This window comes from Micromonospora sp. WMMD729, from assembly GCF_049315225.1.
In the GTDB taxonomy this organism is placed as follows: domain Bacteria; phylum Actinomycetota; class Actinomycetes; order Mycobacteriales; family Micromonosporaceae; genus Micromonospora.
In genome coordinates this window covers 4,708,136-4,719,990 of the sequence record NZ_CP186059.1, presented here as the reverse complement: position 1 = coordinate 4,719,990, position 11,855 = coordinate 4,708,136, and the positions used below count along the sequence as shown (strand labels likewise).

At 71.2% G+C, this 11,855-nt stretch carries 13 protein-coding genes; 7 read left to right on the top strand and 6 right to left on the bottom strand.

The annotated features are described in order from the left end of the window. Positions 1-84: 84 nt before the first annotated feature. The 4 genes from ACN263_RS21470 to nadA form a co-directional block, all read right to left on the bottom strand. Positions 85-636, bottom strand: coding sequence for a helix-turn-helix domain-containing protein (locus ACN263_RS21470; RefSeq protein WP_422736149.1), 552 nt, complete (start codon positions 634-636; stop codon positions 85-87). Positions 637-780: 144 nt separating this feature from the next. Further along, positions 781-1,377 (bottom strand): DUF3043 domain-containing protein, encoded by a 597-nt coding sequence (locus ACN263_RS21465; RefSeq protein ID WP_422736148.1) that lies wholly within the window; start codon positions 1,375-1,377, stop codon positions 781-783. Between the two features lie 112 nt (positions 1,378-1,489). After that, positions 1,490-2,845 carry a UDP-N-acetylglucosamine 1-carboxyvinyltransferase gene (murA, locus tag ACN263_RS21460; RefSeq protein ID WP_203177790.1) on the bottom strand — a complete coding sequence of 452 codons (1,356 nt, stop codon included), beginning with the start codon at positions 2,843-2,845 and terminating at the stop codon, positions 1,490-1,492. Positions 2,846-3,057: 212 nt separating this feature from the next. Further along, positions 3,058-4,233, bottom strand: coding sequence for a quinolinate synthase NadA (gene nadA / locus ACN263_RS21455; RefSeq protein ID WP_422736147.1), 1,176 nt, complete (start codon positions 4,231-4,233; stop codon positions 3,058-3,060). A gap of 68 nt (positions 4,234-4,301) precedes the next feature. Here nadA and ACN263_RS21450 point away from each other — a divergent pair, with 68 nt between their 5' ends. From ACN263_RS21450 to ACN263_RS21435, 4 genes are all read left to right on the top strand, one after another. Further along, positions 4,302-5,441 (top strand): glycerate kinase, encoded by a 1,140-nt coding sequence (locus tag ACN263_RS21450; RefSeq protein ID WP_422736146.1) that lies wholly within the window; start codon positions 4,302-4,304, stop codon positions 5,439-5,441. A 148-nt stretch (positions 5,442-5,589) separates the two neighbouring features. After that, on the top strand, positions 5,590-5,958 hold the full coding sequence (erpA, locus tag ACN263_RS21445; RefSeq protein ID WP_282257478.1) for an iron-sulfur cluster insertion protein ErpA: 369 nt from the start codon (positions 5,590-5,592) through the stop codon (positions 5,956-5,958). A gap of 61 nt (positions 5,959-6,019) precedes the next feature. Continuing rightward, positions 6,020-6,913 carry an IS982 family transposase gene (locus ACN263_RS21440; RefSeq protein ID WP_422736145.1) on the top strand — a complete coding sequence of 298 codons (894 nt, stop codon included), beginning with the start codon at positions 6,020-6,022 and terminating at the stop codon, positions 6,911-6,913. Between the two features lie 195 nt (positions 6,914-7,108). Then, entirely contained in the window at positions 7,109-8,086 is a 978-nt protein-coding gene (locus tag ACN263_RS21435; RefSeq protein WP_422736144.1) for a carbohydrate kinase family protein, read from the top strand. 162 nt (positions 8,087-8,248) lie between these two features. Here the strand turns inward: ACN263_RS21435 and ACN263_RS21430 are convergent, their stop codons facing one another. Beyond that, entirely contained in the window at positions 8,249-8,482 is a 234-nt protein-coding gene (locus ACN263_RS21430; protein WP_422736143.1) for a sulfurtransferase TusA family protein, read from the bottom strand. Next, positions 8,479-9,630 carry a cysteine desulfurase family protein gene (locus ACN263_RS21425; RefSeq protein WP_422736142.1) on the bottom strand — a complete coding sequence of 384 codons (1,152 nt, stop codon included), beginning with the start codon at positions 9,628-9,630 and terminating at the stop codon, positions 8,479-8,481. The genes ACN263_RS21430 and ACN263_RS21425 overlap by 4 nt, the downstream gene beginning before the upstream one ends. A gap of 170 nt (positions 9,631-9,800) precedes the next feature. On the opposite strand from ACN263_RS21425, the gene coxB reads away from it, so the two are divergent. The 3 genes from coxB (at position 9,801) to ACN263_RS21410 (ending at position 11,735) form a co-directional block, all read left to right on the top strand. Continuing rightward, positions 9,801-10,772, top strand: a complete 972-nt coding sequence (coxB, locus tag ACN263_RS21420) for a cytochrome c oxidase subunit II (protein WP_422736141.1) — start codon at positions 9,801-9,803, stop codon at positions 10,770-10,772. A gap of 9 nt (positions 10,773-10,781) precedes the next feature. Beyond that, positions 10,782-11,207 carry a cytochrome c oxidase subunit 4 gene (locus ACN263_RS21415; RefSeq protein WP_422736140.1) on the top strand — a complete coding sequence of 142 codons (426 nt, stop codon included), beginning with the start codon at positions 10,782-10,784 and terminating at the stop codon, positions 11,205-11,207. 321 nt (positions 11,208-11,528) lie between these two features. Next, positions 11,529-11,735 (top strand): hypothetical protein, encoded by a 207-nt coding sequence (locus ACN263_RS21410; RefSeq protein ID WP_421472393.1) that lies wholly within the window; start codon positions 11,529-11,531, stop codon positions 11,733-11,735. The last annotated feature ends 120 nt before the right edge of the window (positions 11,736-11,855 follow it).

The window sequence follows — 11,855 nt, the reverse complement described above, 5'->3', positions numbered from 1 at the left end:
ATGGTTCCGGACATTTAGGTCGATAACCCAATCTGACCTTCGACGATACCCCACCCGTCGCCCCCGACGAACCGGTGCACCGGGTCAGGGATGCTCCATGACGAGGACGGCGAACGTCCCGGGGACCAGCGCCTCGTACCGGTGCGGCAGGTCACCGGGGAACGTCGCGTAGTCACCCGGGCCGAGTTCGACCACCTCGCTCTCGGGGCCCACGCGCAGCCGTCCGGCGGCCACCACCACGTGCTCCACGCTGTGCGGCGTGTGTCCGTCCGCCTCCCGGATCGCGCCCGGCTCCAACTCGATCAGGTAGATGTCCCGGCGTACCCGCGCCGTCCCGGCACTGAGCAGCGTCCCGGTGAAGTCGGCCCGCTCGGAGCGGACCCGGGGCCCCTGGCCGGCCCGGATCACCCGCAGGTCGTCGGCCGCCGGCTCCACGAGCCGGCTGAGTGGTACGCCCAGCGCCGTGCCGATCGCCCACAGCGTCTCCATACTCGGGTCACCGGTCCCCGCCTCCATGGTTGCGAGCGTGGACTCGGCCAGCCCCGCCCGGGCGGCCAACTCGGTCAGCGAGAGACCGGCCCGCTCGCGCTCGCGGCGCAGGGCGGCGGCGACGCTGGCCGACGGTTCTCCGGGCATGCGTGTTCGCTCCACTGGGTCACGTTCGCGGTCACGAACAACGGCCGACCTGTTCACCGTGCTGAACTACGCGCACGGTACAACGAACAGCGACCGTCCGACGTCCGTTGCCGGCAAAGCGCCCAGCGCGACGCGTCGCCGGAATCAGACCTTGTCGCCGAGCTGCACCGCGGGCGCCGGAGCGCGCATCCGCCGGAAGGTGATCGAGCGCATCACGGCGTAGAGGTAGAGCGAGCCCATCCGCTGGTCGGTCTTCGGGAAGCGCTCCCGGACCAACTTGCTGATCTTGCGGCAGATCAGTACCGAGTCGACCACCACGCCCAGGGCCAGGGCGCCCCAGAGGATGTTGGAGATCAACCGGACCACCGGCGGCATCGCGGCGTTCGAGCCGATCAGCACGATCAGCGCGCCACCGAAGAACCAGGTGCCGACGGTACGACGGGAGTCGACCACGTTGCGCGCCAGCAACCGCTCCGGGCCCCGGTCGCGGGGGCCACCTTCGCGGCGGAACTCGGCCGAGGCTTCCGCGCGCAGTTGACGACGCCGCTCCCGCTCCTCCTCCTTGGTGAGGGGGCGGCTCGGACCGGCCGGACGCCGGCCGACCGTCGGCCGCTTCGGCGTCTCCCGGCCCTTGGCCGGGGTGTAGCCCCGGGGACGCTCGACGGTTTCCTCGGGGGTCACCGAGGTGACGGCCTCGTCGACGAGGTTGGTGGACTTGCTGCGGCGAAAGAGCGACGGCACGCGGCAAGGGTAGCCAACGGTCCGCGCCCGGTGCACATCGCGGTGTTACGGCGACGGCTCCAGGTCGCAGTGCGACCTGGAGCCGTCGGGGCCGAACGATTGGTGCGGGAGGTTACGGGCGCTCGGCGTGCGCGCCGAGGTCGGCGAGCTTCGCCTCGAAGTCCTCGTAGCCCCGGTTGATCAGGTCGACGCCGTACACCCGGGAGGTGCCCTCGGCCGCGAGCGCCGCGATCAGGTGACTGAAACCGGCCCGCAAGTCCGGGATGACCAGGTCGGCGGCATGCAGCTTGCTCGGCCCGGCGATCACCGCCGAGTGCTTGAAGTTGCGTCGGCCGAAGCGGCACGGGGTGCCGCCGAGGCAGTCGCGGTAGACCTGGATGTTGGCGCCCATCGAGTTCAGCGCCTCGGTGTAGCCGAGCCGCTGCTCGTAGACCGTCTCGTGCACGATCGACAGGCCGCGGGCCTGGGTCAGCGCCACGACCAGCGGCTGCTGCCAGTCGGTCATGAAGCCCGGATGCACGTCGGTCTCCAGCGCCACCGCGTTCAGCTCGCCGCCCGGGTGCCAGAAGCGGATGCCGCCCTCCTGGCCCGGATCGCCCAGCTTCGGCGCCCGCGCGTCGGTGACCTCGTACTCGCCGCCGACCGACCGGAAGATGTTCAGGAAGGTCATCATGTCGGCCTGCTGCGCGCCGAGCACCTCGACGTGACCACGGGTGGCCAGCGCGGCGGCGGCCCAGCTCGCGGCCTCGATCCGGTCCGGGATCGGCCGGTGGGTGTAGCCGTGCAGCTTCGGCACGCCCTGGATCTCGATCACCCGGTCGGTGTGGACCTTGATGATCGCGCCCATCTTCTGCAGGATGCAGATCAGGTCGATGATCTCCGGCTCGACGGCGGCGTTGCGCAGCTCGGTGACACCCTCGGCCATGACCGCGGTCAGCAGCACCTGCTCGGTGGCGCCCACGCTCGGGTACGGCAGGGCGAACTTGGTGCCGTGCAGCCCGTTCGGCGCGGACAGGTGCAGCCCTTCGGGCCGCTTGTCGACGGTCGCGCCGAACTCCCGCAGCGCCTGCAGGTGGAAGTCGATCGGACGCGGGCCGATGTGGCAGCCGCCCAGGTCCGGGATGAACGCGTGCCCGAGGCGGTGCAGCAGCGGCCCGCAGAACAGGATCGGGATCCGGCTCGAACCGGCGTGCACGTTGATCTGGTCGGTGCTGGCGCTCTCCACGTTCGCCGGGTCGAAGACGAGCTCGCCGTCCTCGGCGCCGTCGGTCACCTTGACGCCGTGCAGGCCGAGCAGACCCCGGACCACCTCGACGTCTCGGATCTTCGGCACGTCGAACAGCCGGCTCGGGCTGTCGCCCAGCAGTGCGGCGACCATCGCCTTCGAAACCAGGTTCTTCGCGCCGCGCACGCGGATCCGCCCTTCGAGCGGAGTTCCTCCGTGCACGACCAGGACGTCGTCGGTCAACGCAACCTCCAGCGCGTCGGTGCTGCTGTGTTGATGGTGGGGAGCGTGAACCTTGTCGCTACCCCGGATGCGGCCATATCGAAACGGCCCGCTCGCGTCGTCGCTCCGGCAGCATAGCCCTCGGTGACGAAAAAGGACTCGGTCACACCGGCGTGTGTGGCATTAATCGGTGATCCGGCACTTTTGCGTACCAACGACGTCACAGATCGTGATCACGCGCCGGGCAGGGCGAGCATCTGGTCCAGCGCCACCCGCGCGTGGTGGGCGGTGTCGGCGTCCACCGTGATCTGGTTGACCACCCGGCCCGCGACCAGCTCTTCGAGGGCCCACACCAGGTGCGGCAGGTCGATCCGGTTCATCGTCGAGCAGTAGCAGACCGCCTTGTCCAGGAACATGATCTGCTTGTCCGGGTGGGCCAGCGCGAGGCGGCGGACCAGGTTCAGCTCGGTGCCCAGGGCCCACGCCGAGCCGGCCGGCGCCGCCTCGATGGTCTTGATGATGTACTCCGTCGAGCCCACGTAGTCGGCGGCGGTGACCACCTCGTGCCGGCACTCCGGGTGGACCAGCACGTTCACGCCCGGCACGCGCTCGCGCACGTCGTTGACGCTCTCCAGGGTGAACCGGCCATGCACCGAGCAGTGCCCCCGCCACAGGATCATCTTGGCGTCGCGCAGCTGCTCCGGGGTGAGCCCGCCACCGGGCTTGTGCGGGTCGTAGAGCACGCAGTCGTCGAGCGACAGGCCCATCTCCAGCACGGCGGTGTTGCGGCCCAGGTGCTGGTCCGGCAGGAACAGCACCTTCGAGCCCTGCTCGAACGCCCAGTCCAGGGCGCGCTTGGCGTTGGACGAGGTGCAGACCACGCCGCCGTTGCGGCCGACGAAACCCTTGATGTCCGCCGACGAGTTCATGTACGTCACCGGCACGGTGTCGCCCGCGATGCCCAGCTCTGTCAGCCTGTCCCAGGCGGCCTCGACCTGACCCAGCACGGCCATGTCCGCCATCGAGCAGCCGGCCGCCAGATCGGGCAGGATCACCCGCTGGGTGTCGGTGGTGAGGATGTCGGCGCTCTCGGCCATGAAGTGCACGCCGCAGAAGACGATGTACTCCGCCTCCGGACGGGCCGCCGCCTCCCGGGCCAGCTTGAACGAGTCACCCGTCACGTCGGCGAACTGGATCACCTCGTCGCGCTGGTAGTGGTGCCCCAGCACGAAGACCTTGCTGCCCAGCTTCGCCTTCGCCGCCGCCGCGCGGGCCACCAGGTCGGGATCGCTGGGCGCCGGCAGGTCGCCCGGACACTCGACGCCGCGCTCGGTGTCGGGGTCGCTGCCCCGGCCGAGCAGCAGCAGAGCCGTCGCCGTGTTGGAGGGTTCCACCCAGGTCGAAGTCACGTAGCCCATGGTCCCACAGCGCGAGCGCGCCGCAGCTCCGCTCGGTGTGTGCTGCCACACTGCTCGGCATGCGCGTGCTGCTCTGCCCGGACAAGTTCGCCGGCACCCTGCCCGCACCGGAGGTCGCCGCCGCGGTGGCCGAAGGTTGGCGCAGTGTCACCGACGGCGACGACCTGCTGATCCGGCCGCTGGCCGACGGCGGCCCGGGCTTCGTCCAGGTGCTCGCCGACGCGCTCGGCGGCCGGCGCCTGCCGGTGTCGACGGTCGACCCGCTGGGCCGTCCGGTGGCGGGTGAGATCCTGCTCACCGCCGACGGCGCGACCGCCTACCTGGAGAGCGCCCAGGCATGCGGACTGCACCTGCTCGCCGACGCCGAGCGCGACCCGAAGGCCACCACGTCGTACGGGCTGGGTCTGCTGGTCACCGTCGCCGTGGAGAGCGGGGCCCGGACGGTGGTGATCGGGCTGGGCGGCTCCGCCACCAACGACGCCGGCGCCGGCATGCTGGCCGCGCTGGGCGTGACACCGCTGGACGCCGCCGGCGCCGCCCTGCCGTACGGGGGCGCCGCGCTGGCCGCGGTCGACGGGCTGGACGGCGTACCCCGGTTGCGGGGTGTCCGGCTGGTCGCCGCCACCGACGTGGACAACCCGCTGCTCGGCCTGCACGGCGCGAGCAACGTCTTCGGTCCGCAGAAGGGCGCCGACCGGGCCGACGTGCTGCTGCTCGACGCCGCCCTGGAGCGCTTCGCGGCGGTGCTGGAGCGGGACCTGCCCGGCTGCCCGGCGGGGCTGGGCGTGCTGCCCGGCGGCGGGGCGGCCGGCGGCCTCGGCGCGGCCATCCTCGCGCTGGGTGGCGGCTGCGAGTCCGGTATCGGCCTGGTCACCCGGGCCGTCCGGTTGGACGCCGCCCTGGACGCCGCCGATCTGGTGATCACCGGGGAGGGGTCGTTCGACCACCAGTCGCTGCGCGGCAAGGTCGTCGCCGGGGTGGCCGGGGCCGCCCGGGACCGGGGGGTGCCCTGTGTGGTGCTCGCCGGCCAGGTCAGCACCGGCCGGCGGGAGGCCGCCTCGGCCGGGGTGACCGACGCGTACAGCCTGGTGGAGCACTTCGGCGGTGAGGCGGCCGGCGGCCTCGACGCGGCGCTGAGCCGCCCCGCCGACGGGCTGCGCGAACTGGGTGCCCGACTGGCCCGGCAGTGGAGCCGCTGAGCGTCCCACCAGGGGTGGGGTCCCGCCACGCGGGTACCTCCGGCCGGAGCGGCGTACGATCGGAACTGGACCACAACCGGGAATCACTGGACGGCGTGCGATGTTGGCCAGTGCGTCCGGACCCAAAACCGCGCAGGGAGACTTCCACGTGACCACGCCAGCGCAGACCGAGTCGACCGAGGCCCAGGCCCCTACTTCCGTCGTCCTCACCGACGTCGCGGCGCAGAAGGTCAAGGCCCTGATCGAGCAGGAGGGCCGCGACGACCTGCGGCTCCGGGTCGCGGTGCAGCCGGGCGGCTGCTCCGGCCTGCGGTACCAGCTCTTCTTCGACGAGCGTTCGCTCGACGGTGACGTCGTCACCGACTTCGGCGGCGTCGAGGTCGTCGTCGACCGGATGAGTGCCCCGTACCTGGCGGGCGCGACGATCGACTTCGCCGACCGGATCGACGCCCAGGGCTTCACCATCGACAACCCCAACGCGGGCAACTCCTGCGCCTGCGGCGACTCGTTCAACTAGACGAGTAAGTCCTAACGACCCCGGGGTGTGGGTATAGACGAAGGGTGTTGAAGATCCGTTTGTGACGACAGACCTCAACACCCTTCTGACCGCACTGTACGTGAAGATCGACGACTGGCTCGGGCGTCCTCGCCGGACGGGTAGGCCACCGAAGCTCTCCGACGCGGAGTTGCTGACCCTGGCCGTCGCGCAGGCGCTGCTCGGGGTGCGTTCCGAGGCCCGTTGGCTTCGGTTCGTCCCCGGGCATCTGCCCGGGGCGTTCCCGTACCTGCCTGGACAGTCCGGTTACAACAAGCGGTTGAGGGCGGCGTTGCCGCTGCTCAAGCGTGCCATTCGGGCGGTCGCCGAGGACACCGACCTGTGGTCCGACACGACCTGGGTCATCGACTCCACACCGGTGGAATGCGGCCGGTCCAGGCCGACGGTGAAACGCTCCGATCTGGCGGGGTGGGCCGGGTACGGCTACTGCGCCTCGCACTCGAGGTTCTTCTGGGGCCTGCGGCTGCATCTCATCTGCACCCCGTCAGGTCTGCCCATCGCGTGGGCGCTCGGCACCCCGAAGGTCGACGAGCGGGAGGTGCTGACCGCGGTCCTCGATCATGATCCGGACCTCGTCACCGACCGTCCGGGCCTGCTGATCGTGGCGGACAAGGGGTACGTCTCCGCCGAGTTGGACCGGTGGCTGGCAGAGCGTGGGGTGCGATTGCTCAGACCGTCGTACCGCAACCGCACCCCACGCCCGGACGAACACCTACTCAAGCCCATTCGTCAGCTCATCGAGTCGGTCAACGACACGTTGAAGGGCCAACTCGACCTTGAGTTACACGGCGGCCGGAGTATCGAAGGGGTAGCCGCCCGAGTCGCCCAGCGGCTCCTCGCGATGACCGCCGCGATCTGGCACAACCGGACCACCGGGCAGCCCGTGACCAGATCCCTGATCGCCTACGACCACTGACCCAAACTTCGGACTTACTCGTCTAGAGCCCACGCGCCACCGACGACGGGGCGGTCCCACCGGGACCGCCCCGTCGTCGTACCTGGCCCCGCAACGCTGGTGACCGGCCGGTTGCCGTTGCCTGACCGACCGGACACCCCCGGGTTGCCGGGCCGGTAGGCTGACCGCGCCCTGCTCCCGACCCTGAGGGTTGACATGAAGATCGCCGTGACCGGCTCGATCGCCACCGATCACCTGATGAGCTTCCCGGGTCGCTTCGCCGACCAGCTCATCGCCGATCAGCTGCACAAGGTTTCGCTCTCCTTCCTGGTGGACGACCTGGTGCTCCGCCGTGGCGGGGTGGCGGCGAACATCTCCTTCGGCATGGGCCAGCTCGGGCTGCGCCCGGTGCTGCTCGGAGCGGTCGGGGCCGACTTCGCCGACTACCGCTCCTGGCTGGAGCGGCACGGCGTGGACTGCGACTCGGTGCACATCAGTGAGGTCGCGCACACGGCCCGGTTCGTGTGCACCACCGACACCGACATGTGCCAGATCGCCTCGTTCTACGCGGGCGCGATGAGCGAGGCGCGCAACATCGAACTGGCCCCCGTCGCCGACCGGCTCGGCGGACTGGACCTGGTGCTGGTCAGCGCGAACGACCCGGAGGCGATGCTGCGGCACTCGGCCGAGTGCCGCGCCCGCGGGTACGCGTTCGCCGCCGACCCGTCCCAGCAGCTCGCCCGGATGCCCGGCGAGGACGTGGTGGCGCTGATCGAGGGCGCCGAGTACCTGATGACCAACGACTACGAGAAGTCGCTGTTGCAGAGCAAGGCGCAGCTCAGCGACGAGCAGTTGCTGGACCTGGTCAAGGTGCGGGTCACCACGCTGGGCAAGGACGGTGTGGAGATCGCCGGCAGGGGCTTCGACCCCATCCACGTACCCATCGCCCGGGAGATCCGGGCCGTCGACCCGACCGGGGTCGGCGACGGCTTCCGGGCCGGCTTCTTCACCGCGCTCTCCTGGGGCCTCGGCCTGGAGCGGGCCGCCCAGGTCGGCTCGCTGCTGGCCACGCTGGTCCTGGAGACGGTCGGCACCCAGGAGTACGATGTCCGCCGCGACCTGTTCGTCAAGCGCCTCGCCGAGTCCTACGGCGACGAGGCAGCAGAAGAGATCCGCCCCCACCTCCTCCCGTAACCCCCCCGCCCCCGCCCCCCCGCCCGCCCCCGCGGTCCCCGCCCCACACCTCTCGCCGATCTTGCACTTTGTGTCGACGTTTCGCGGCTCTTGTCCGCTCTTGTCGCGACAGAAAGTGCAAGATCGCGGGGGTGTAGGGGAGGGCGGGGAGGGGGAGAGGGGCTAGTGGGTGCGGCGGAGGTCGTAGGCGGGGCCTTCGGGGCCCGTCAGGGCACCCAGGAACTCCTGGCCGCGCATTCGGCACCAGGCCGGGATGTCCACGGCCGCGGCCGGGTCGTCGGCGAGTACCCGCACGACCGTGCCGACCGGCACCTCGGGCATCCGCCGGGCCGCCGCGATCACCGGGAGCGGGCACCGCTGACCCCGGCAGTCGATCACCTCGTCCGGCATCGTCACAGCCCGACCACCCCGGCGTCGGCCCGCAGCCCGGCGACGATCCCGGGCAGCTCGGCGAGGAACCGCTCGACGTCCTCCTCGGTCGTGTCCCGGTGCAGGCTGACCCGCACGTTGCCGTGCGAGAGCACCCCCATCGCCTCCAACACGTGCGACGGCCGCAGCGTCGACGACGTGCAGGACGAACCGGACGACACCGCGAACCCGCGCCGGTCCAGCGCGTGCAGCAGGGTCTCGCCGTCGACGTACAGGCAGGAGAACGTCACCAGGTGCGGCAGCCGCAGCACCGGGTCGCCGACCACCTCCACGTCGGGCACCTGGGCCGCCACCCGCGCCCGGATCCGGTCCACCAGCGGGGACAGCCGGGCCTGCTCGGCGGCCGCGTCGGCCGCCGCCGCGCGCAGGCTCGCCGCCGCCGCCACCACCGCGGGCAGGTTCACCACCCCGGGGGTACGACCACCCTCCCGCTCGTCGGCCGGCCACGGCGACTCCCAGCGGGTGCCCTTGCGCACCGCCAGCAGCCCCACCCCGGGTGGCCCACCCCACTTGTGCGAGCTGGCGCTGAGCACCGACCAGCCTCCCGGCAGCGGTACCCGCCCGACCGACTGCGCCGCGTCCACGTACAGCGGCACCCCGACCTCCGCGCACACGGCCGCAGCCTCGGCGACCGGCTGCACGGTGCCCACCTCGTGACTGGCGCTGATCAGCGCGGCCAGCGCGACCCCGGGCGCCCGGACGGCATCCGACCAGGCGGTCAGGTCCAGCCGACCCACCCGGTCCACGGGTACGGAGGTGGCGGCGCCGCCGGCCGCGACGTGCCGCTCGGCGGCGTGCAGCACGGCGGAGTGCTCGATCGCCGAGTGCACCAGGGTGGCCCCGACCCGCCGCCGTCCCGCCAGCGCGCCGAGCACCGCGCCGTGGGCTGCGGTCGTACCGCTGGGGGTGAAGGACAGTTCGTCGGCGCGGACGCCGAGCGTCTGCGCGGCGGCCTCGCGGGCGGCGTCGAGCAGTTGTCGCGCACGGCGTGCCTGGCCGTAGAGCTTTCCCGGGTCCGCCCAGCCGTCCTCCAGGGCCGCCAGCAGCGCCTGCCGGGCGACCGGATGCAGCGGCGCGGCCGTCGCCGCGTCCAGGTAGACCGGGGATGCGCTCACGGGTCCCCACGCTATCGCGACGTTATGCCCAGGATCCCCCCGATGGGGGCGGACAGTGACCCCACCACGGTCGAGTCCGTCATGGTCGAGTAATCTGCGACCGTCGGTGACGCCTTTGCCGCCGGTGCTGACGAAGGACGCACCGCGGCGCGCTAGGGAGGCAGGACCAGGTGGTCGCAAGGAGTTCGGAGGTACGGCCGACGGCCGTACGGCACGGTGCTGCCCCACGGGTCGGTGGACGCCGGGGACGTGGTGCCGGTCGGTTGGCCGGGCTCGGTCTCGGGGGCGTGGCTCTGCTGGTTCTGCTCACGGGCTGTGACGTCGGCAAGACGTTCGGCGGCTTCGGTTGGCCCCAGGGCGGCATCACCCCCGAGTCGCACCGGATGTACGACCTGTGGATCGCCTCCTGCGTCGCCGCGCTCGCGGTCGGCGTCTTCGTGTGGGGCCTGATCTTCTGGTGCGTCGTGCGGTACCGCAAGCGCGGCAACGCGCTGCCGGTGCAGACCCGCTACAACCTGCCGATGGAGTTCCTCTACACCATCGCGCCGATCCTGATCGTCTCCGTGCTCTTCTACTACACGGCGATCGTGCAGACCGACGTCGACAAGCTGTCGAAGAACCCGGACGTGACGGTCGAGGTCGTCGCGTTCAAGTGGAACTGGCAGTTCAACTACCGCGACGGGCAGGGCACCGAGGCCAAGACCACCGCGTCGACGCTCGGCACCAGCGAGGTCATCCCGGTGCTCGTGCTGCCGACCAACCGGTCCATCCGGTTCGAGGAGACCAGCCGCGACGTCATCCACTCCTTCTGGGTGCCGGAGTTGCTGTTCAAGCGGGACGTCATGCCGGGCAAGATCCGCAACGTCTTCGAGGTCTCCAGCCTCGACGCCGAGGGCGCGTACGTCGGCCGCTGCGCCGAGCTGTGCGGCAGCTACCACGCGTTCATGAACTTCGAGCTGCGGGTCGTCTCGCCGGAGAAGTACGACCAGTTCCTCGCGGCCAAGCAGGGCGGCAAGTCCACCCAGGAGGCGCTGGCCCAGATCGGCGAGGAGCCGTACGCGCAGACCACCAAGCCGTTCGACACCCGACGGACGCAGAGCAACTTCAACCCGGACAGCGCTCCGGCCGGCACGGGAAGCTGAGGCAGCCGCATGAAGACCGAGTGGCGTATCTTCCTGATCATCGCCGGTTTCCTCTTCGGCGCCACCATCCTCTACGGCGCCTGGACGCACGGTGAGTCCGGCAACATCGAGTGGGTGGGCACCGTAGCCCTGGCGCTGTCGTTCCTGCTCTGCTCGATGTGCGGTGGCTTCTTCTGGTTCGTCTCCCGGCGTATCGACCTGCGCCCCGAGGACCGGGCCGACGCCGAGATCTCCGACGGCGCCGGTGAGGTCGGCTTCTTCAGCCCGGGCAGCTACTGGCCGTTCGGTCTGGCGCTGGCCGCCGCGATCGCCGCGCTGGGCATGGTGTTCTGGCAGTTCTGGCTGATCGGTCTCGGCCTGGTCGCGGTCGTCTTCGCCGCCTGCGGCCTGCTGTTCGAGTACTACACCGGCACCCGGCGCACCGCCGAGCACTGATCGACCCGGTCGCCCCGGCGACCGGCCGCGTACCGCTCCGAAGGCCCGCACCCCCACCGGGGGAGCGGGCCTTCGTGGTGGGCGGGCCTTAGGGATGGGCGGGCCGCCGCGTGATCGACTCGGTTTGCCGGAAGTCGCGGCGTCCGGCCGCCCCGGACACCCCGCTTCCCGTGATGTCGAGTGGATCAAGCAGGCGCGAGCGGTGGGCGCGGAGATTTGTCGGACCCGCGTGGGAAACTACAGGTGAGTAGTTCTCCGCTTCCGTTGTGCGTCGTTGTCGCGTTCCGGAGCGGGTCGCCTGGAGTGAGAAGGAGACGCCCGATGTCGCACCGCGATCTCTACTGCGACGTCTGCGAGGGCGTGACGCCGTTCGAGGCGCCGCCCTGCGCCGACGGCCACGGCAGCGACTGTCCCGAGCTGGTCTGCACCGGCTGCGGCGCGGCCGTGGTGATCGCCACGTTCGTCGCCCCCGTCACCCGACTGGCCGAGCGCCGTCGCCGCCAGCCCACCCGCCGCCACGCCGCCTGACGCGCGCCACCCCCGACCGGCCGCGAATCGCCGGCCACGCAACGCCGCCGTCCCCACGTCGCCGGTGTGGCGGCCTTCGGCCGCGCCGATAGCCCCACGTCGCCGGCGTGGGGACTTCTG